The sequence below is a fragment of the Algoriphagus antarcticus genome, from assembly GCF_002150685.1.
In the GTDB taxonomy this organism is placed as follows: Bacteria; Bacteroidota; Bacteroidia; order Cytophagales; family Cyclobacteriaceae; genus Algoriphagus; species Algoriphagus antarcticus.
In genome coordinates, this window is record NZ_MSSW01000002.1 from 17518 (window position 1) to 38892 (window position 21375).

Here is a 21375-nt window from a genome sequence, read left to right on the forward strand (position 1 = left end):
GTTTGTTACTTTTCGGTTAGTTGAATTTCTGCAAGCTCTTTCGTATCAGAAGGAAGTCCAGAGGCTAGTGCTGGATTAACTTGAATGAAAGATTTTTGTTCAGCATACCACTTCTGGTAGGCTTCTGGCTCCACTACTTCAATAACTTTCCGCATTGAGAAGTGACCACGTCCACAGAGTTCTGTACAGGCGATTTCATAGTTGAATTCTGGATTTCCAGTTTCTTCTCTCATCTCAGCTGTGGTCTTGGTAGGCACAAACCAAAAACGAGTCGGCATGCCTGGAACTGCATCCATTTTCAATCTCATATGAGGTGCGAAAACGGAATGAAGTACATCTCGAGCTCTGATTTTGAATAGAACAGGCTCTCCTTTTGGTATCACTACCACTGGAGATGGAAAATCATCTATAGAATTTTTATCGGCGAAATCAATCCCGTGAGAATTAGTGGCTGTAATCAAGCGATAATCATAATCTCCTAGCACCTTGTCTTTGCCGGGGTACCTAATTTCCCACGCAAATTGATATCCCATGATTTCCACCACATTAGCATTCTCAGGTGCTGGGGCGGTGATATCAGACCATGCCATCCATCCTGAAATAACCAAACCTGCAAGTACAACACCTGGTACAGCTGTCCAAATGACTTCAAGCTTGTTATTATGTGGATAGAAAGACGCTTTGCGCTTTTCACTGTATTGATATTTATACGGGAAGATGAAAAGCAACACGTGAGTAATCAAAAACACTATTCCAGTAACCGCCATTGTAATCCAAAACAGATTATCAGTAACCACACCGTGTTCCGATGCTATAGGCAAGTGATAGTTGTCAAATTCTTTAATAGAATACCAGAACATCAAAATGCCTGAACCCACTAAAAAAACAACAAATAAAATTGCATTAATTCTATTACTCCCTGAAGCGATCTTTTTATCAGATCCTTTTACTACAGAGACTAACGTTTGGATTCGATATACCATCCATATTATGGAAAATATCAAAAGAACCCCTACTCCAATCAGAAATCCGTACATACCTTAATTTTTTCGGCTGTTGTTAAATGTGATGATTATAGCTTTCTTCTAGCATAGGATGGTTTTTAGGAACTAGGTTCCCTTTAGCCAATCCAGAAAGAACTACGAATGTGAAGGCGGCTCCATAAATTAGGAACATACCAACTTCCATAAATCCTACGCCACCATTATGTCCCAATGTGCCTGGCTGTACCATTAGGAAGAAATCTACCCAGTGCCCAGCGATGATCAATGCACATACTAGTTTCAAAAACACTCCATGCCTTTTTGAATCTCTTGTCATTAATAACAGGAAAGGAAGCACAAAGTTCATGGCTATGTTCACAAATATGAACGGACCGTAAATATCGCTTGACAATCTCTCAACGAAGTAAACAGTCTCTTCAGGAATGTTGGCATAATAGATCAGCAAGAACTGAGAAAACCATAAATAAGTCCAGAAAATAGTAAAGCCGAAGATGAACTTACCTAAGTCATGGACATGATTCTCATTAACCATCTCAAGTAGGCCTTTGCTCTTCAAGAACATTGTAATCAAGGTAATAGCAGATAGTCCCGCAACAAACCAAGATGAAAATACATACCATCCAAATAGTGTAGAGAACCAGTGCGTGTCAATTGACATCACCCAGTCCCATGCAGCGATGGAAGATGATACAGCAAAGAAAATCAAGAAAAATGCTGACCAGCTTCTGATTTTATACCAATTAGTAGTACCACCGATGATATCTTCATTATAGGTAAAGCTTTGGAATTTCTTAAAAAAGAACACCCAGAAGCCAAAGAATAAAACCATTCTGAAGATATAGAATACAGGGAATGTTCCCTTTGCCATTGGCCAGTAGAAGAAAGAGCCTTTTCCATCAATAATACTGTCGTATTCTGGAGAAGCCTTATCAAATAGATAAGCATGAGTCCAGTGGAACAAATCATGATTTGCTATGAAGAAAGTAACGATCATCAAGATACCAGCAATTGGCAACCAGTTACCCAAGGAAAGCATTACTCTAATGATAGCTGTGGACCATCCTGCTTGCGCTGCATACTGAATAGCGAAGAAGAATACACCGATGATAGCAATACCTGTAAAATATACGTTATTGATCCATAGATTGGCGTAAAGACGCTCATACCAATGAAATGCATGACCTTCAGCTTCTGCTGCTTCCTCATGACCACCGCCAAATATCGCCATTACGATACCAAGGACAAGTAATGCTGCACCGATACCTAGAACCGTAAATACGATTTTTTTTGTCGCTGCGGTGAAATCAAATTTTTGATCCAGATTATAGTGTTGTACGTCGTGAGCCATAATTAATTAGCTGGAGTTTCTACTTGTGTAACTTCTTGGTCAGCCTCTACCTCTTCTACTACCTCTGCTGTTGTAGCTGCATTATCAGCATTCTGACCACCCTGGAGTTCTTGCTTCACGTAGTGAACAATTTTCCACCTGTTTTCTGGAGTGATCTGAGAACCGTGAGCTCCCATTCTGCCTTTACCTTTTGTGATCACATGATAAATATGTCCTTCTGAAAGGGTGATATATGCTCCACCTGTAAGGTTGGCTACACCTCCGATAATAGCACCTACTTTACCATCTCCTTGACCACCTGTACCATGACATGGAGTACAGTAAAGTTGGTATAATCTTTTACCTTCTGTCAAAACCTCATCATTCAATTCGATGGGATTTTTCAAAGTTGTACCTGCTTCTTCTATTTCAAAAGCTTTGTATCGGTATGGCAAATAACCGTTCTTAGTTCTAGGAACAGTATTAGCAACTGGCTCACGCATATTCATATTGTGAGGGTTGTTAATGTTGCTATTGAAATATTCGCCTTTACCATCTTCTCGATTGGAGATGATCTCGCCTTTAGTCTCTGAATCAGTAATTTGCGTCAAAGGCTCATAAGCTACGGAGTGATACATCTGCGGGGCAAATTCTAAGCCTTGGTTCTCTCCTCCTGCTCTACAGCTTGCAAGGGTAATCCCCGCTACTGCTATACCTAAAATACTTAGTGTTTTAGCAATCTTCATTTTTCCAGATTTACTATTCAAAACTTTTTTTATTAACCTCTGATGCTCCAGAAGATTTCAATATCTCTTCAATCTTAGCCAACTCTATAGCTGAATTATTAGCTATGTCGATTGCCATCACGTGCTTATCATCGGTGATTCTCAGATCAAAGATTCTAGGCTGAGCCCAAGGCTTCAGGTCAGTACTTACCATAAACACACCCACCATACCGAATGATGCCAATAAAACAGTCAATTCGAAAGTAACGGGAATGAAATCAGGAAAAGCTCCGTAATCCTTACCACCGATGATCATTGGCCAGTCAAAAGCCATCATATAATACTGCATAGTCAAAGCCAATGTAGTACCTAACAATCCAAACAAAAATGCTGCAATTGGCAATTTGCTTCTCTTATAGCCTAGGTAGTCATCTATCCCGTGAACAGGATATGGCGAATAAACCTCATGGATTTTTATGCCTGAAGATCTTACTTCTTTGATTGCATGAAGTAGAACATCCTCATCTTCATAAACTCCGGTAACAAAATGTGTATCTCTTTCCATGATTATTTGTTCACTTTTTCGGATGAAGACTTCAATACAGCTTTCACTTCTGCCATGTTGATTACCGGGAAGAATTTGGCAAACAAAAAGAACAGGGTGAAGAATAAACCAAACGTGAAGAGGTAAACCCCTACATCAGCCCAAGTTGGGTAGAACATCGCCCAAGAAGATGGGAGGTAATCTCTGTGAAGAGAAGTAACGATAATTACGAATCGCTCAAACCACATACCTATGTTCACTACAATAGACAAAACAAAAGTAGCTACGATGGAAGTACGAATTTTCTTAAACCAGAATAACTGTGGAGAAATCACATTACAAGTCATCATTGACCAGTATGCCCACCAGTAAGGACCTGTTGCACGGTTGATAAATGCATATTGCTCAGCTTCTACTCCTGAATACCAGGCCATAAAAAACTCAGTGATGTATGCAATACCTACGATAGAACCTGTGATGATAATGACAATATTCATCAATTCTATGTGACCGATTGTGATGTAATCTTCCAAGCTGTAAACTTTTCGTGTTACGATCATCAGCGACAATACCATGGCGAAACCAGAGAATATCGCACCTGCCACAAAGTACGGAGGGAAGATCGTCGTATGCCATCCTGGTATTACAGAAGTCGCAAAGTCAAAGGATACAATCGTGTGTACCGATAGTACAAGTGGCGTGGCCAAACCTGCAAGAATCAAAGAAACTGATTCGTATCTACTCCAAGATTTTGCGGCGCCATCCCATCCAAATGAAAGTGCTCCGTATATAATTTTTCTCAAACCAGTCGCTCTATCTCTAATGGTAGCGAAATCAGGAATAAGACCTATGTACCAGAATACAAGAGATACAGAGAAATACGTAGAAATCGCGAACACATCCCATAGAAGTGGGGAGTTAAAGTTTACCCAAAGAGATCCAAAAACGTTTGGAAGCGGAAGTGCCCAATAAGCTCCTAACCATGGGCGGCCCATGTGAAGAACCGGGAACATTGCTGCGCAAATAACCGCGAAAATAGTCATCGCTTCTGCAGCACGGTTAATGGATGTTCTCCATTTCTGTCTGAAGAGTAACAATACAGCGGAAATAAGTGTACCGGCGTGACCAATACCTACCCACCAAACGAAGTTGGTGATATCCCAAGCCCAGCCTACTGTTTTGTTAAGACCCCACATACCGATGCCTTCCCATAAAGTGGCGACAACAGCTATAGATCCTAAAGCCAAAACACCGGCAGAAGTAAGGAAAGCAAGAAACCACCTGATATTTGGCTTTGCTTCTACATGGCGCGACACATCATGTGTCACATCATGGTAGGATTTACCCCCGGTAACTAACGGCTCCCGTATGGATGAAGTAACCTGCATAGTTTAATAAATTTTGATTACGCTTCGTTTTTATCTTTATTTCTGATTTTGGTAAAGTACCAAACGTTTGGACTCACGTTGATCTCTTCCAAAACATGGTATGCTCTTTCCTCATTTACTTCTTTCAATGCTGAGGTAGAGTTCTCCTCAATCTTAAGAAGTTTGGAAAGCTTACTATTCATGTCATTCATATCTCCGAATACCAAAGCATCAGTAGGACAAGCCACAGCACAGGCTACATTGATGTCACCATCTTTCACTTTGCGCTTTTCACGCTTAGCCTCTAGCTTACCGGACTGGATTCGTTGGACACACATAGAGCATTTTTCCATCACACCACGTGCACGTACAGTTACATCCGGATTCAAGACCATTTTACCCAAATCATCGTTTTGAGCTACATTGACTACTGCAAAGTCTTTATTATCATGGTATTTGAACCAGTTGAAACGACGCACTTTATACGGACAGTTGTTTGCACAATATCTTGTACCAATACATCTGTTGTAAGTCATTTGGTTGAGTCCCTCAGAAGAGTGGGTGGTTGCAGCTACTGGACAAACTGTCTCACATGGAGCGTTATTACATTGCTGACACATCATCGGCTGGAAAGTTACCTCAGGATTGCTTGCTGCTATTTCCATAGCACTCAAATCATCCGCTGGAGCATCTGAGGAGTAGTAGCGATCAATTCTGATCCACGACATCTCTCTTCTGTTCAAAACTTCCTGCTTACCTACTACTGCCACGTTGTTTTCCACCTGACATGCGATAGAGCACGCAGAACAACCGATACAAGAGTTCATGTCGATAGCCAAACCCCAGTGATGCTGAGAATATTGGTGTCCAGACCATAGAGAAATCTTGGACGGCTTCACGAATTCACCATCCTTGTAGATCTTTGGATGGTATCTTCCAGCTGAAGCATCTTTTTTGTACTCACTCAATACCGATTCCTGGATTACGTTTTCACGTCCCATGAAGGTCTGGTGAGTTTGTGTTCGTGCAATTTTATAAGAATCTCCAGTAGCAGCTACTTCTACTCCAGAGGTGATGTCGAAATTGACAAAGCCTTTGGAAGCATCTAGCAATTCGTAAGCATTAACTCCTACTCCATTTGCTACACGTCCAGCTTTAGTTCTTCCATATCCCACTGCAAGACCGAAAGTTCCATCTGCCTGACCTGGCTGGATCATGATCGGTACGATCAACGATTTTCCATTTACAGAAATGGAAGCTTTGCTTGTCTCTCCCTCATACATGGTGACACCGTTATCAGTAGCCCATTTCTGAGACACTGTTAAGTAATTATCCCAAGTTGCTTTAGACATAGGATCTGACAATTCTTGAAGCCAAGGAATATTTGCATAAGTACCGTTGCCGATACCCACTTTAGTGTAAATCACCAATTCATTAGAAACATTATCAGCAGAGTAAACTTTTGCTACAGCAGAGGCAGCAGCACTTACATCTCCTACTGGTGCCAAAGCCTCAGAAGTAGAGTTGATAGCTAATACACCATTATATAGTGTTTGATCCCAGAATTCCTGGAAATCTGCAGCAGTCTCCACCTGAGTGAATAAACCCGCCTGCCAGTTGGTCTGAAGGAAATCGTAATAGGTAGTGGAATCTCCAGCCCAAACCAAGAATGACTCTTGCGCTTGTCTAGTATCAAAAAGTGGAGTAATGGTAGGCTGCGCCAAAGAAAAGTGACCTTTCTTAGGTTCGAAATCATTCCAAGACTCTAGGAAGTGATGATCCGGTGCTACTATTTGTACCAAAGATGAAGTCTCATCTAATGTGCCATTGGTAGCAATACTCACTTTTGCTTTGGAAATTCCCGCTGCGATTTCCGCTCCTCTGGCAAAATCATACACCGGATTGCAATTGTAGAAAATGACTCCTCCAACTTTTCCAGCATTCAAATCAGTTACAAACTGACTCATTTTAGCATCATCTCCTTTTCTATAATATGCAGGAGTAGAGAAATCTACTGTTGTTCCATTACTTCCAAGTAATTCGTTAATCGCATTGATTACTACTTGTACATTTGGATCATTTGATCCAGAAACAACAAGTGAAGCTCCTTGGCTAGCCCAAAGGTCAGCAGCAGCTTTATCTAAATGTGCAATTTCAACTGCTGGAGTGGAAACTGAAGATGCACCTGCTTTCTTGGCAATTGCATTGTATAGAGCAAGAACAGCCAAACCGCTTTGAGAAGCTTTGATAGGAGTTCTATAGTCAGCATTGGCACCTGTCATTGACAAGTTGGATTCGAACTGATAATGTCTTGACATCTCAGGTTTTTCCTTGCTGATTTTTCTTGTTTTAGCATATTGAACAGCAAACTCAATCGGAGAAATCCAAGACCCTAAGAAGTCAGCTCCGAAGGATACGATTGTCTTTGCTTTGTCAAATGAATAGGAAGGAAGAACTGCTGAACCATAATAAGTCTCGGCAGCCTTTATAATACCGTAATTAGAAAGTGGGTCGTACATGATCACTTCCACGTTTCCATTTGCGGCAGCAAACTGCTGAATAGCTTGCATAGAAGAAGGTGACATGATCGTATTTGCTACGATTTTCACAGATCCGGCAGAAGCTAAAGCAGACTTGGCTTGTGCATCTACGGTTTTCCAGTCAGAAAGCGTACCTCCGCTGTATGGACCTGCAAGTCTTTCTTTATCATAAAGAGAGAGTACAGATGCCTCTACGATAGCATTTACTTTTCCTTTGTTAATAGGTGATAGTTCGTTTCCGTCGATTTTGATCGGACGACCTTCTCTAGTCTTTACTACGATAGAAGCATAATCTCCACCAGTAGCATAAGTAGTAGCGTAATAATTAGGAATAGATGGGTTGATATCAACCGGCTTATTCACATAAGGGATCATCTTTCTGACTGGAGCCTCACATGCTGCCAAAGAAGCTGCTGCTAAGCTGAATCCCATTACTTTCAGAAAATCTCTTCTGGATGCACTACCCTCTTCATTGAGTGTAGAAGGAAGCTCAGGGAATTCCCTGTCCGCGTTCTTTACAAACTCTGGGTCGTTGTTGAGCTGCTCAAGCCCTTTCCAGTACGTTTTTTTATTTTCCTTCATTTTATGATATAAGAATGAATTTGCGAAAAGAATAATGAATTAATAGTGGCACTTAGCACACTCCAAACCTCCGATGTCCTTCACTTTGAGAGCATCTTTGGAGTCCGTGTGAAGCTGAACCAACTTATCATAATAGGCATTGCCTTCAGTAGTGATTTCTGTCTGTCTATGACAATCAATACACCAGCCCATAGTAAGTGCGCTATGCTGACCAACTACTTCCATCTCCTGAATAGGGCCATGGCAAGTTTGACACTCGACCTCGCCTACCACAACATGCTGAGAGTGATTGAAATAAGCCAAATCAGGAAGATTATGAACTCTCACCCATTCAATCGGCTGATTATTGTCTACAGCATCGTAGATTTTCTGAATTTCAGGTGAAACTCCTTCTTTGCCTTGTACATTCTGTACATGGGTGTGACAGTTCATACAGATGTTAGCCGAAGGAATATTTGCGGATTTCCCAATTTCTACACCAGTATGACAATACTGACATTCGATCTCTAAAGTACCTGCGTGAAGTGCGTGTGAATAAGCGATAGGCTGCTCAGGTGCATACCCTTGCTGAATACCTACAGAATACAATCCATCCAAAGCAGTTTTGGCAACTAAAGCTACCACCAATGCAGTCACTATAACTACAAACATGTCGCTTTTGAAGACTTTACCTAGGTTAGTTTTCTGAGTGACAAACTCCTTATCTTCTACGTCAAGGTCCTGTTTAGTGAGGTATTTGGTCAATACGGAGATAATCAAACCCAATACCACCAAAATCAACAGAAGGACTACAACTAATACACCCAGGATAACCGTCAGGTACTCGTTTGGAATTCCTCCACCCGCTGCAACGGCACCCCCATCTGCACCTGTTGTTGCTGCTGCTGCTGCGGGATCTACAGTATCGCCATACTCAATGTATGAAAGCAGATTATTCAGATCTTCATCACTCAAAAATTCGTGAGAGATCATAATTGTGTTATTATACTCCTTGTACAGATCGTTGTAATATGAATTACCCGATGCGATTACAGCTTGAGAGTTTTTAATAAAGGCCTTTACGATTTCGATAGGTTGTCTCTCCGAAGCTCCTCGCAAAGCCGGACCAATCATCTTCTGATCTAACTTGTGGCATGTTTTACAATTTGCATTGAATACAGCCTTTCCTGCTGCTATTGCTTCATCGCTATTAACCACTGCCGGATCTGCTGCAAAAGCCTGCGTCCCGATCAGCATGAAAAACAGCACTGCCAGTGTGTGGAAATTCAATCGAACCCCTACTAACGAGCGTTTAGATAACATATTATAGCTAATTAAATAGTTTATGCGGTTTATTATAACCCCTGCAAAGGTACTACCCGAAGCCAATTTTTCAAAGTTGCATAGATGTAAGGCAGATCGCATATATGACCTCTTTTTGATTTCATATAGCACTGTATTCCAGTTAATTAAGGTTAATATTTTGATTTGATTTTAATTTAGAATCATTATAAATAGAATGTATTTCGCAAGCTTTTTAAGCTTACTTGGAAATCCCTCGGTAGAAGGCTCCTCATTCTTGAATTTAAATTAACAAGGAAGCTGCTTTTGGAGCAAAGATTTAAAATATTTAACTGCTTTATTGCAGGGGAAAAGATAATAACTACATTTGCATTCCAATTGTGATTGGTCGAGTGGCCGAGTGGCTAGGCAGAGGTCTGCAAAACCTTCTACAGCGGTTCGAATCCGCTCTCGACCTCAAAACAAAAGCACTCACTAAGGTGGGTGCTTTTTTGTTTATGAAATTTCAATAATCACTTCCTCTACATAACCTTCTAAAAGTTCGAACCTGCCTTTGCCGGCAGACAGGTCCACTCTCGACCTCAACCAAAATCATCCTCTCTCGGGTGATTTTTCTAATTTTAACCCTTTTGCTTTTTCAGGCAGAAATAGCAAAAGTGACATAATTATTTTTTCCATCATTGCAATTCAGGCAGACAGTCTTTAGTTTAAAAATCAAACGACTGAATATCATGCCTCAAGACTTCACTTTGCGGGTAAATGGAAAATCCAAAACCATTTCCGCGGATCCTGAAGAACCCTTACTCTATATTCTAAGGGATGAGTTTAATTTGAAAGGAGCAAAATATGGCTGCGGGCTTCAGCAATGCGGCGCATGTATGGTGATCGCCGACTCCTAAGCAGAACCCACCTATCTCAGGCCTTGTGCGAGTTTAGAAAATATAGAAATCACAACGCTGGAAGGACTTGCACAAAACAGCAAGCTTCATCCGGTACAGCAAGCATTCATTGACACCCAAGCAGCACAATGTGGCTATCGCCTGAATGGCATGATCATGTCGGCGGTGGCTCTTTTGGAAGAGAATCCTACTCCTGCGGAGAAAGACATTCGAGAAGCACCGAATCAGGTAATATGTCGATGCGGGACACATTCAAGGTTCATCAAAGCTGTCCATTGATTTGACAGAGGTAGAATCTATGCGGGGCGTTTTGAAAGTAATTAGTAATGGAAGTTTTTTGGCAGTGATCGCTGTGCGGGAATACCAAGCCGTACAAGCGAGGGCAAAGCAAAAATCACTCGCTTTCTGGGATAAAACGCCCATCGGTACACTTCCTGATAAACTTTTTGAATCCATTAAAAACACTCCTGGCACGGAAGGAGGTATGATCCAATCTGCCAGCTGGACAATGATGGAAGAAGTCAATTATGACCAAAATGAAATCACAAGCTTTGACTGGACTTCCTATCCAATTATGCGGATGATGGATGTACCGGAAGTAGAAGTTCACATTTTAGATAGACCAAAAAAAAAACCATGGGAGCAGGTGAAGCAGCGATGGGGCCAGTCGCTGCAGCTATTGCCAATGCGGTTTTTGATGCGTCGGGGATTCGAGTCAGGAATTTGCCGATTAAGGCTGAGAAGATAGATTGGGAATCGATCAGCTAATCCAGTTGTGTTTAATCAATCTTTTTGAAAATATAGGAACATCCTTCAATGCACATATAAGGAGCTTGTGGAGCAAGGACCAGATCATCGTCATCTTTTCTCATAGAAAAACTCTGCTCGGGTACTTCTTCTTCACTGTGAAAAATTATGGTGACAAGTAGATCTTTTACTTGGTATTCCCCTTCACTACATCCAAAAAATGCTACAGATCTGAGCTCTCCATTTGAAAGAAAAGTAATCGTCTTACCTGAAGGCTCATAGGCAGTTCTATAATCACCTCCTCCAGTATTGCCCTGATATTGATAGAGTTCCCAAGTTCCTACCAAGCCTTTAGCAGATAGCTCAAAGGGCAGATCATCTTCTTTAGCACAGGAAGAGATAGAAAGCAATACGACAATTCCTATCCAAAAATATCTCATAGCTATTTGTTAATTCAAACTTAGGACGGAAACAGCATCTAGAACGCTACCAGATTAGCTAGATATCCTAAAAAACCTCTACTTCTTAAGAATTATGTTTTGATATTTGGCACGAAAAAAACGCCGACTTTTCAGCCGGCGTTTCCTATATATTAAGTAATCAGTCTTGATTTAAATAGCTAGAATCTAACCTCTTACTTCTTTCCTTCCATTTGCTCTTTCAATTGAGTCAATGCGTCTATGTCACCAAGTGTTGACTTCTCAGCTGGAGCAGAAGATGAGGAAGAAGGAGTAGAACCTGACTCAGTTTTCTTCTTAACATCCTTCTTAGCTGGTTTCGCATCTTCTCTGAACATTGCAGTGTGAGAAAGAACGATTCTCTTATCATCTTTAGAGAATTCAGAAACTTTGAAATCCAAAGACTCACCGACCTCTACCTGAGATCCTTCTTCTTTTTCCAAATTCTTTATTGTAGCAAATCCCTCAAGACCGTATGGCAATTCAAGAACTGCACCTTTATCGTTCTTAGATACTACAGTACACTTATGAACTGATCCGATAGGGAATACAGATTCAAAAGTATCCCATGGATTTTCTTCCAATTGCTTATGACCAAGAGCAAGTCTTCTGTTGTCTACGTCAAGCTCAAGAACAGCTACAGCTAGCTCGTCTCCTACTTTCACAAACTCAGATGGATGCTTGATTTTCTTAGTCCAAGATAGGTCAGATACGTGAACCAAACCGTCGATACCCTCTTCCAATTCAAGGAATAGGCCGAAGTTCGTCAAGTTTCTTACCACGCCTGTGTGCTTAGAAGCTACAGCGTACTTAGTACCCATGTCATTCTTAGTCCATGGATCTTCTGTCAACTGCTTGATACCAAGAGACATTTTTCTGTCGTCTTTGTCAAGCGTCAATACTACAGCTTCGATTTCGTCACTAACTTTCACAAAGTCAGCTGGATTTCTCAAATGCTGAGACCAGCTCATTTCAGATACGTGGATCAAACCTTCTACACCTGGAGCAAGCTCAAGGAACGCACCGTAGTCTGCTACGTTTACGATCTTACCCTTAACTCTAGATCCAATTTCAAGGCTAGATGCCAAAGAATCCCAAGGATGAGCAGTAAGCTGCTTCATACCCAAAGAAATTCTCTTCTTATCATCATCAAAGTCAAGAACCACAATCTGAACTTTCTGATCAAGTTGCAATACTTCTTCTGGATGATTGATACGTCCCCAAGAGATATCTGTAATGTGAAGTAGACCATCCACACCACCAAGGTCGATGAATACACCGAAGTTGGTCATGTTCTTGATCACACCTTCCAATACTTGACCTTTCTCGAGGTTGTTTAGAATCTCAGCTTTTTGCTTCTCAAGATCCTTCTCGATGAGCACTTTGTGAGATACTACTACGTTATCATTTGCGTGGTTGATTTTCACCACTTTCACTTCCATTTTCTTACCTACGTAGATATCGAAATCTCTGATAGGCTTCACGTCGATCTGAGAACCTGGCAAGAATGCTTCTACACCGTAGATATCTACGATCAAACCACCTTTAGTTCTTCTTTTCACCAAACCTTCGATCACGTTGTCATGCTCAAGCGCATCTTCGATGTCTTGCCATGCACGTACGATCTTAGCTTTCTTACGGGAAAGGATCAACTGACCAAGCGCGTTTTCCTGCTCTTCGATGAATACTTCTACCGTATCACCTGGCTTGATAGACTCAAGATCTCTGAATTCAGAAAGAGGAACCAATCCATCAGATTTGAAGCCGATGTTGATGATTACGTCCTTGTCATTCACACCTACTACAGTGCCTTTGATTACTTCTTTCTCAGTGATCGTGCCTAATGTATCTTCATACATAGCAGCCATTTGCTCACGCTGTTCTTTGGAATAGCCTTCTCCAAAACCTTTGGTTGCGAAGTTGTCCCAGTTAAATTCTTCTTTGTTAGACATAATAGTACAAACCCTGAATAGCAATAGTCCTCGGGTCAGCGAACTATCGTTTTTAGTTGTAAATCAATGCGTTAAGCAAGCTAAACACACTCCATTCACCCGAACGGACTGCAAAGGTAGGGAATTATTGGTAAATGAGGTGTTCTGGTAGAATATTTGGAATGGAAAGTTTGAGGGTTAAGGGATTATAGGTCATGGAAATCCTCCCTTCTTTTTGATACATCAAAATAATTTCCCTTTTCACTTTTAGTTTTAATAATACCAATGCAGCAAAATTTGCAAAAAGAAAATTACTAAAGCTCAACTCTACTTTTTTACTAGGATTGATCTGCAACTGACCTTCTTTTTTTAATCTCTTTTTTTAAAAGAATTTTTGACCTCATCAAAATCTCCACGCTTTTACTTTTCCCTAGGTCAATATTTATAAAATCCAATGCATCACTCGAAAATTCAATTACTCAATTCTTAACAAATTCTCTTTAAAGAACAGAAAATCAATTATTAACTGACTATTTTCAGAATTGAATATTGTATTTTAATAACACCAATTAAAAATTTGCTAGACTTTTCATGTGCTATATCTTTAGTCTAGAATCACAGGTTAATTTTTAAGAGACTGACATGCTTACTTTTTGCAAACTACTCAGACCGTTTCCTTTTGCAGCAAATGGACCCGATTCCATCAAAGGACAAATCTTTTGCCTGTTCTTTGATGCCATTTCGATAGCTAGCGGGACTTCCGGTAAGGGAACAGGCTTAAGATTGAGCTTATATTATGCTATAGTGAAGGCGCTTGGAGGGGAGTTGATAGTAGATTCACTGCCTGAAAAAGGCTTAATATTTACTATTTCTATTCCTATCAACTAGCCATGAACATCCCATCTAAACTAAAAGCCGAACTCGCCGAGTGGCTTGATACCTACTGGAAAACGTACCTCAGTGGAGACCTGGATACTTGGGCTACTTTCATCAAGGAGGACTACTACAATATCGGTGGCACCAAAGAAGAGATCTGGCATAGCAAGGAAGAGATTTTGGCATACAGCAACTCAATCAAAGACCAGATGATCGGTCAGGCTGAGGTTCGAAATCGGAAAATCGAAGCAACACCTTATGGTGATCATGTCATGGTCAATGAGTTTACTGATCTCTATGTCAAAATTGATGGCGAATGGTCGTTCTATGGACCATTTAGAATGTCCTCGCTTTTGGAGAAAACCGATACCGGATGGATCGCCTTGCATCAGCATGGTTCCTATCCAGACATGAAGGCTACCGAAGGAGAGGCTTTTGCTGCTGATGCCCTTCGGTCTGAAAATCTACGATTGCAAGCTGCAGTCGATCAGCGGACAGCTGAATTGGTAATTAAAAACAAGGAGTTGGAAATTGAATCCGCTTTGGAGCGGGTGCGGGCCGTAGCGATGGGTATGAAAAGCCCAGACAATATGTTTCAAGTTTGTCGGGTGATATCCTATGAACTTAGCCAGTTTGGAATCCAGGGTATTCGGAATGTTCAGACCGTCATCATTCAAGAAAAAAGAAAGATTTATGATTGCTACCAATACTTCCCCGCCTATCAGCGCGAGATCCTTGAACACACGGAATACTTAAAAAATCAAGTGGAAGGGGCTTTGGTCAATCGAATGCTGGAAGCCAAGGATGGCTACTTTGAGGGAAACTTAGCTGGGCAGGAATTCCAAGAATTTCGAACCCATAGAAAAGAAGAAAACCATTTAGCAGATCCTTTGATGGATGGGGTAGATGAGATCTTTTACTTTTTCTATTCCATAGGCCCAGGAGCTTTAGGGATTACCTTGTATCAGGAACTTTCACCCGATGGTTTAGCTATTTTAAAGCGTTTCCATCAGGTATTCTCGCTGGCGTATTCCCGATTTCGTGATATCGAAAAAGCAGAAGCTCAGGCACGGGAAGCCCAAATAGAAGCTGCTTTGGAGCGGGTCAGAGCAGAGACTATGGCCATGCATAGCAGCGAGGATGTAGGGAAATGCATCCTAAAAATGTTCGGAGAACTTACTGCTTTGGGGGTGCATGAAGGCACCCGTTTTGGTATCGGTATCCTGAATCATGACAACAATAACAACCAGCTTTGGACGGCTAGAAAGGATGGGAAGGACGTCAAAATGCATATTGGTAATCTGGATATGAATTCTCATCCTTTGCTGAAAAGTGCCCGTAAAGCCTGGAAAGAGCAGATTCCCTTCCATCAATATATTTTGGAAGGCAAGGATTTGCTGGATTACTACCAAATGCTGAATAATGCTCCTGACTATAAAATTCAAATAGCAATTGAAAAATTACCAAAAATAGAAATCCAACTCTGCTTCATCTTCGAACATGGATTTTTTTATGCATTCAGTCCCCATGAATTCCAGCCTGAGTTAATCCACACCATCCAACGGTTCACTTCGCAGTTTGCGCAGACTTATAGAAGGTATTTGGATTTGGTGATGGCTGAAGCGCAGACAAGAGAAGCCCGGATTGAAGCTGCCTTGGAAAAAGTGCGCTCCCGTTCATTGGCCATGCATAAAAGTGAAGAACTCAAAGAAGTCATCCAGGTGGTGTACGATCAATTTCTTCAATTAAAAATTCACATAGACCATGCCGGGTTTATCATCGACTACAAGGAAAGGGATGACATGCACATCTGGCTGGCAGACCATCAGCAAGGCGTACCAACAGAGATCACAATTCCTTATTTTGATTCGCCCCATTGGAACAGTTTCCGTGAGGCAAAAGCAAACGGGGATAATTTCTTTGCCAACCTCCTACCCTTTGAAGTAAAGAATAAATTTTATCGGAATATCTTCGAGTTGATTCCGGAAGTGACCGAAGATGCCCAACAAACCATTTTCAGTAAACCGGCCCTCGCCATCTCCACCGTGTTACTGGACCATGTAGGATTGTATATGGAAAACTATGCGGACACACCTTTTAGCGACGAAGAAAACGGGATTTTGATGCGATTTGGTAAGGTGTTCGAACAAGCCTACACGCGTTTCCTAGATCTGCAAAAAGCAGAGACCCAAACCAGAGAATCTCAAATCAACCTCGCAGTGGAACGGGTGAGAGCTACTGCCATGGCCATGCATCAAACTTCAGATCTGGATAAGGTAAACAAAGAGATATTAAATCAACTCAATTGGCTTCAGGTTCCCGGCCTGAGCGGGGTTACTTTTTATTTGATAGATGAGAATGGATGGGTAAAAGCCTGGGATTTTTCAAGCCCGGGAAATATGGGGGAGCAGAATAGTTATACGCTTCATTACGATTCCAACAGGCATGAAATGCTGGGATTTCCATTTAAAATTCTCCAGCAAACCGACTTAAACTATTTCGTTGCTGATTACCCCCTCGAAAAACTTGAAAAGGCTGTTTACGAGTTGGAAGAAATTAATCCAGCCATTGCTAAAATAGTAATGGAAGCTTTGTCAACTGGGGCTTTAACCCATCAATGGGGTGCATGTTGTAGAATATCCAATGGGTTGCTGGGTATCGATCTGGTAATTCCTCCCTCCGAGGACACCAAAACCATCGGACTAAAAATAGCGGGGGCATTCAATCAGGCCTATATCCGCTTCCTAGATCTCCAAAAAGCAGAAGCGCAGGCAAGAGAGGCACAGATAGAAGCGGCTTTGGAAAGGGTAAGAAGCCGAACCATGGCCATGCAGTCATCGGAGGAACTTGCAGATGCTGCTTATGTCCTTTTTGAGCAATTGAATATCCTTGGGGTAACCCATGAGCGGATCAACATCGGCATTGTCGACGAAACGAGCCAAAGCATTGACTTTTGGGCAACCGAACAGGGAGGGAAACAACTCAACACCAAATTTTCGGGAAGAATCAGCGAGCCCACCACTTTGTCCAAATCCTATCAAGCCTGGAAAAAGGGAGCAAAATCCCTTGTGGTGGATCTGCAAGGTGAAGAGCTAAAAAGCTGGCTTCAATTTATGGCTGAGGAGATCAAGATACCGTTCAACAAATCTTTTCTCCATGACAGACGGGTGCAGACAGCAGGTTTCTTTTCCAAAGGGATGCTGGTAGTGACGAGTCCCGAGCCTTTGGGTGAGGAAGCCCTTTACCTTTTGGAGAAATTCGCCGGCGTATTTGACCTGACTTATACCCGCTTCAGCGACTTGAAGCAAGCAGAGGCTCAAGCAAGAGAAGCAAAGATTGAAGTGGCAATGGAGAGGATCAGAACCAAAGCACTTGCCATGCAATCCTCCACCGAACTCAGCGAGGTAGCCAAAGTACTGCGGGAACAAATGGGAATCCTGGGACATGAAGACCTCGAAGCATCTGTGGTACACCTGTATTTGGCAGATTCTCCCACCTTCGAATCCTGGTATGCTTTCCGGGCAGGAGATCAGATTATAGAAGGCAATGCCACATTCCGACTTGAAAACTCGGCCTTGGCAAAGGAATTTTTGAAACTCTACGAGGACGAAGTCACCGAATACACGATGGAAGTGAAGGGTCAAAAGTTAGAAGAATGGCTTGCTGAAATTAAAAGAAACGCCCCTAAAATCGCTGCCTATTGGGGAGATTTACCTCCCGAAAGGCAGTTCTATCATTTTTCTGATTTTTCCGGGGGAGCCTTATTGATGGTATCTCATCAGGATCCCACTGACGAAACCAGAATGCTGCAGAAGCGCTGTGCCTCGGTTTTTGAACTGGCATACAAACGCTTCCTTGATCTGCGATTCAAAGAGGAGCAGTCGGTAAAACTTGCGCAGGAAAAACAGCGCCTCGAAATCACACTCCGTGATCTTCAGGATACCCAAAAACAGCTTATCCAATCTGAGAAGATGGCCTCCCTTGGTGAACTCACCGCCGGCATCGCCCATGAGATACAGAATCCGCTGAATTTTGTCAATAACTTCTCAGAAGTCAGTAATGAGTTGATAGCAGAGATAGAAGAAGAAAGAGCCAAGAGTCAAGAAGCGAGAGACGAGACTTTGGTTAGTGAAATATTAAGGGATGTCAAAGAAAACTTGATTAAAATCTCCCATCATGGCAAGCGGGCAGATGGGATAGTCAAAGGGATGCTTGAGCACAGCCGGAAAAGCGAGGGAACCAAAACTCCTACCAACCTCAATGGGTTGGCGGATGAATTTCTTCGCTTAAGCTATCACGGACTTCGGGCCAAGGATAAGAGTTTCAATGCTGACTTTGAGTTGGACCTAGATCCAAATCTCCCCAAAGTCGATGTTATCCCTCAGGATATTGGGCGTGTGCTTCTAAACTTGATCAATAATGCGTTTTACGCAGTGAATGAAAAAGCAAAGGCTACCAACCAATCTGAAGATTATAAACCCACCGTCAAGGTGAGCACTAGCTACTCCCCCCTTCAGAGCCTGTCCCGAGATATCGGGAGGGGCGGTAGCGTACAAATCTCCATCTCCGACAACGGCCCCGGCATTCCCGACGCTATCAAAGATAAAATCTTCCAGCCTTTCTTTACCACCAAGCCCACAGGACAAGGAACGGGATTGGGATTATCACTAGCTTATGATATTGTGAAGGCACATGGGGGAGAGTTGAAAGTAGAGACGAAGGAGGGGCAAGGGATAACATTTATTATTCAAATACCAAATCATTCATCATAATGAAACACAAACAATATTTTAAAATTTTCTTCTTCCTGTTTGTAAGTGGATTCACAAATGAAGTAGGTGCGCAGCAAAGCAGGGTGGACTCTATCATTACAATGCTGCAGAAAACGAAATCTCCTGGGGGAGTTGACAGCACTGCTTTTACTAGTGCAATGAACTATATAGAAAAAACCACACTAAATGAAACAACTATTGCTCAATTAGAAAAAGCCGGCAATTTGTTTATCAACGGAGCAAATGAGTATTGGAGCTACAGCGTAAAGTATAGTATTCTGCGTAGTTTAGTTGCAACTGATATGGATAAAGCGATTACCTACGGCAAGTACCATTTTGAAGCAGCAAAACAAAATAAAACCCCTAATGCTTCTTATATAAGCAGTGCATTTTTTAAGCAATTAAGATTGCCCTATCGTAATTCAAACAGGCTGGATGAGGGGTTTCAGTATTTCAATGAAAAATTGAAAGAATACAAAATCAATAATGATTCTACGGGACTTTCTGATTGTTACTATGTGCTGGCTGGTTTCTACCGCACAACTGGCTTGGTTGACCAGGCTATTTATAATATGAAAAAATCGGTAAGCTATATCAATTTTAACGGACAAAATGATAAAGCGATGAACACATTTGCAAACCCGTTGGGAAAGCGGGCATGGCTAAATAATAATGATGCTATAGGTGCATATTATTTACAGAAAGGAGCGTACACTGAATCATTAAAATATTTTTACCTTACATTAAATGAATTTAAAATTGGTAATGTAAGAACTGTTGGAGGTACTGCAACCAATATGGCTTATGCTAAAATATTAGCTGGCCAGTTAGACAGTGTTTCGTATTTTTTAAATTTAGTTCTTAACGATAAAGAAATGCAAAATGAAAAAGACGTCATTTCCCTTTCTTTACAGATTAAAGCTTTTTATAAAATAGAAATTGGCGCTTTAGATGAAGCAGAAGAACTAATAAAAAAATGTTGGAAGTTGATAGAAGAAAATAATATTCCTGTTAATGCAAGAGCCGGAACAATAGCACCTGATTATTATTTCGCATTGGTAAGGATTAAGCAAAACAGACTGAATGAAGCCATAGAATTACTTACAAAAGATATTGTCCGATTAAAAAACTCTCGCCTGGATATACTGAGGGATTATAAAATGCTGGCAGCATTGTACGAACAAACAGGAAACTATGAAAAAGCGAATGATGCCCATAAGACTTTTATTTCTTTGCAGGATAGCTTACAGGTAGACCAAAATAAGTATCGCTCCTTAAGTTTTGAAACCGAACAGGAGATGAATGAAAAGGAATTATCCATTACCAAACTGCAAAGTGCAAACAAAATATCAACACTTACAAAAAATTTCACCTTTGGCATTGCAGTACTCGTGTTGCTGTTAGCCGGAGTCGTTTATTATCGATACAAATCAAAACAAAAGGCGAATAAAGTTTTAGAAGCAACACTTGCCAATTTAAAATCCACCCAAGCCCAACTCATCCAATCCGAAAAGATGGCCAGCCTTGGTGAACCCACCGCAGGCATTGCCCACGAGATACAGAATCCTCTCAATTTTGTGAACAACTTTAGCGAGGTCAGTAATGAATTGATAGCAGAAATCGAAGAAGAAAGAAGCAAGAGCAAAGAAGCGAGAGACGAGACTTTGGTCAGTGAAATCTTATCGGATATCAAAGACAACCTTTCCAAAATCAACCATCATGGCAAGCGGGCAGATGCCATCGTTAAGAGCATGCTTGAGCACTCCAAAACTGGAACCGGAAGCAAGGAGCTCACTGATCTTAATAAGCTGGTTGCGAACTTCACCCAATTAGCTTACCAAAATCACCAAGCTAAAGACAAGACATTTGAAGCGGATTTCACGCTAGACTTGGATCCTCATTTTCCCAAGCTGGAGGTCATCCCTTCTGACATTGGGAAAGTGATCCTCAATCTGGTCAACAATGCCTTTTACGCTGTGAATGAACGAAGCAGAAAAGACCTTCCAGGTTTTCAAAACCTGGAAGGTCTCGAACATTTCAAACCTCTAGTAACCATCTCCACCAAGAACCTTGGCGACAGAATAGAAATAGCAGTAAGCGACAACGGCCCCGGCATCCCCGACTTCATCAAAGAAAAAATCTTCCAACCCTTCTTTACCACCAAACCAACTGGGCAGGGAACGGGGTTGGGATTGAGTTTAAGTTATGATATTATAAAAGCACATGGTGGAGAATTGAAAGTAGTAACAAAAGAAGGAGAAGGAAGTATGTTTATTATTCAATTATCCAATGTTAGAATTACGGATTTAAATTAATTAAAAG

Annotated in this window: 15 protein-coding genes and 1 tRNA gene; 7 read left to right on the forward strand and 9 right to left on the reverse strand. The window is 41.5% G+C overall.

Annotation, left to right across the window (positions count from 1 at the left end; genetic code table 11):
• Positions 1 to 5 precede the first annotated feature (5 nt).
• Genes BVH04_RS01230 through BVH04_RS01260 form a run of 7 tightly spaced genes read right to left on the reverse strand, consistent with a single transcriptional unit; the run spans position 6 to position 9391 of the window.
• Complete coding sequence (locus tag BVH04_RS01230) at positions 6 to 1037, reverse strand: cytochrome c oxidase subunit II (RefSeq protein WP_086539524.1); 1032 nt, start codon at positions 1035 to 1037, stop codon at positions 6 to 8.
• A gap of 22 nt (positions 1038 to 1059) precedes the next feature.
• Positions 1060 to 2352, reverse strand: a complete 1293-nt coding sequence (locus BVH04_RS01235; protein WP_086539525.1) for a quinol:cytochrome C oxidoreductase — start codon at positions 2350 to 2352, stop codon at positions 1060 to 1062.
• 2 nt (positions 2353 to 2354) lie between these two features.
• Positions 2355 to 3077: a c-type cytochrome gene (locus BVH04_RS01240; protein WP_086539526.1), complete on the reverse strand. Its 723-nt coding sequence runs from the start codon at positions 3075 to 3077 to the stop codon at positions 2355 to 2357.
• A gap of 13 nt (positions 3078 to 3090) precedes the next feature.
• Positions 3091 to 3621, reverse strand: a complete 531-nt coding sequence (locus BVH04_RS01245) for a DUF3341 domain-containing protein (RefSeq protein WP_086539527.1) — start codon at positions 3619 to 3621, stop codon at positions 3091 to 3093.
• Positions 3622 to 3623: 2 nt separating this feature from the next.
• Positions 3624 to 4988: an NrfD/PsrC family molybdoenzyme membrane anchor subunit gene (gene nrfD, locus BVH04_RS01250; protein ID WP_086539528.1), complete on the reverse strand. Its 1365-nt coding sequence runs from the start codon at positions 4986 to 4988 to the stop codon at positions 3624 to 3626.
• A 17-nt stretch (positions 4989 to 5005) separates the two neighbouring features.
• Positions 5006 to 8089, reverse strand: a complete 3084-nt coding sequence (locus tag BVH04_RS01255; protein ID WP_086539529.1) for a TAT-variant-translocated molybdopterin oxidoreductase — start codon at positions 8087 to 8089, stop codon at positions 5006 to 5008.
• A gap of 39 nt (positions 8090 to 8128) precedes the next feature.
• The gene (locus BVH04_RS01260; protein ID WP_086539530.1) at positions 8129 to 9391 is read right to left on the reverse strand and encodes a c-type cytochrome; all 1263 of its coding nucleotides are present in this window, start codon (positions 9389 to 9391) and stop codon (positions 8129 to 8131) included.
• 365 nt (positions 9392 to 9756) lie between these two features.
• On the opposite strand from BVH04_RS01260, the gene BVH04_RS01265 reads away from it, so the two are divergent.
• The 4 genes from BVH04_RS01265 (at position 9757) to BVH04_RS25975 (ending at position 11017) form a co-directional block, all read left to right on the forward strand.
• Positions 9757 to 9827, forward strand: a tRNA-Cys gene (locus BVH04_RS01265).
• 274 nt (positions 9828 to 10101) lie between these two features.
• The gene (locus BVH04_RS25965; RefSeq protein ID WP_240510787.1) at positions 10102 to 10269 is read left to right on the forward strand and encodes a 2Fe-2S iron-sulfur cluster-binding protein; all 168 of its coding nucleotides are present in this window, start codon (positions 10102 to 10104) and stop codon (positions 10267 to 10269) included.
• A gap of 57 nt (positions 10270 to 10326) precedes the next feature.
• Complete coding sequence (locus BVH04_RS25970) at positions 10327 to 10548, forward strand: (2Fe-2S)-binding protein (protein ID WP_262481351.1); 222 nt, start codon at positions 10327 to 10329, stop codon at positions 10546 to 10548.
• A 1-nt stretch (position 10549) separates the two neighbouring features.
• Positions 10550 to 11017, forward strand: coding sequence for a hypothetical protein (locus BVH04_RS25975; protein ID WP_240510788.1), 468 nt, complete (start codon positions 10550 to 10552; stop codon positions 11015 to 11017).
• 31 nt (positions 11018 to 11048) lie between these two features.
• Here BVH04_RS25975 and BVH04_RS01280 read toward each other — a convergent pair whose 3' ends face one another.
• Together BVH04_RS01280 and rpsA are read right to left on the reverse strand one after the other, a co-directional pair.
• Complete coding sequence (locus BVH04_RS01280; protein ID WP_086539531.1) at positions 11049 to 11456, reverse strand: hypothetical protein; 408 nt, start codon at positions 11454 to 11456, stop codon at positions 11049 to 11051.
• 194 nt (positions 11457 to 11650) lie between these two features.
• Positions 11651 to 13426, reverse strand: a complete 1776-nt coding sequence (gene rpsA, locus BVH04_RS01285) for a 30S ribosomal protein S1 (protein WP_086539532.1) — start codon at positions 13424 to 13426, stop codon at positions 11651 to 11653.
• A gap of 621 nt (positions 13427 to 14047) precedes the next feature.
• Here rpsA and BVH04_RS01295 point away from each other — a divergent pair.
• The 3 genes from BVH04_RS01295 to BVH04_RS25980 are packed head-to-tail and all read left to right on the forward strand — an operon-like array spanning position 14048 to position 21368.
• A complete protein-coding gene (locus tag BVH04_RS01295; RefSeq protein ID WP_086539534.1) occupies positions 14048 to 14293 on the forward strand; it encodes an ATP-binding protein in 246 nt (81 codons plus the stop codon).
• A 2-nt stretch (positions 14294 to 14295) separates the two neighbouring features.
• On the forward strand, positions 14296 to 19053 hold the full coding sequence (locus tag BVH04_RS01300) for an ATP-binding protein (RefSeq protein ID WP_086539535.1): 4758 nt from the start codon (positions 14296 to 14298) through the stop codon (positions 19051 to 19053).
• Entirely contained in the window at positions 19053 to 21368 is a 2316-nt protein-coding gene (locus BVH04_RS25980) for an ATP-binding protein (RefSeq protein ID WP_240510789.1), read from the forward strand. The genes BVH04_RS01300 and BVH04_RS25980 overlap by 1 nt, the downstream gene beginning before the upstream one ends.
• The last annotated feature ends 7 nt before the right edge of the window (positions 21369 to 21375 follow it).

What these genes read in the sequence shown, in the direction of transcription:
- BVH04_RS01255 (WP_086539529.1), bottom strand. Translation starts at nt 8,089, where the DNA reads ATGAAGGAAAATAAAAAAACGTACTGGAAAGGGCTTGAGCAGCTCAAC.
- BVH04_RS01295 (WP_086539534.1), top strand. Translation starts at nt 14,048, where the DNA reads ATGCTTACTTTTTGCAAACTACTCAGACCGTTTCCTTTTGCAGCAAAT.
- BVH04_RS01260 (WP_086539530.1), bottom strand. Translation starts at nt 9,391, where the DNA reads ATGTTATCTAAACGCTCGTTAGTAGGGGTTCGATTGAATTTCCACACA.
- BVH04_RS01235 (WP_086539525.1), bottom strand. Translation starts at nt 2,352, where the DNA reads ATGGCTCACGACGTACAACACTATAATCTGGATCAAAAATTTGATTTC.
- BVH04_RS01240 (WP_086539526.1), bottom strand. Translation starts at nt 3,077, where the DNA reads ATGAAGATTGCTAAAACACTAAGTATTTTAGGTATAGCAGTAGCGGGG.
- BVH04_RS01300 (WP_086539535.1), top strand. Translation starts at nt 14,296, where the DNA reads ATGAACATCCCATCTAAACTAAAAGCCGAACTCGCCGAGTGGCTTGAT.
- BVH04_RS25980 (WP_240510789.1), top strand. Translation starts at nt 19,053, where the DNA reads ATGAAACACAAACAATATTTTAAAATTTTCTTCTTCCTGTTTGTAAGT.
- nrfD (WP_086539528.1), bottom strand. Translation starts at nt 4,988, where the DNA reads ATGCAGGTTACTTCATCCATACGGGAGCCGTTAGTTACCGGGGGTAAA.
- BVH04_RS01280 (WP_086539531.1), bottom strand. Translation starts at nt 11,456, where the DNA reads ATGAGATATTTTTGGATAGGAATTGTCGTATTGCTTTCTATCTCTTCC.
- rpsA (WP_086539532.1), bottom strand. Translation starts at nt 13,426, where the DNA reads ATGTCTAACAAAGAAGAATTTAACTGGGACAACTTCGCAACCAAAGGT.
- BVH04_RS25965 (WP_240510787.1), top strand. Translation starts at nt 10,102, where the DNA reads ATGCCTCAAGACTTCACTTTGCGGGTAAATGGAAAATCCAAAACCATT.
- BVH04_RS01245 (WP_086539527.1), bottom strand. Translation starts at nt 3,621, where the DNA reads ATGGAAAGAGATACACATTTTGTTACCGGAGTTTATGAAGATGAGGAT.
- BVH04_RS01230 (WP_086539524.1), bottom strand. Translation starts at nt 1,037, where the DNA reads ATGTACGGATTTCTGATTGGAGTAGGGGTTCTTTTGATATTTTCCATA.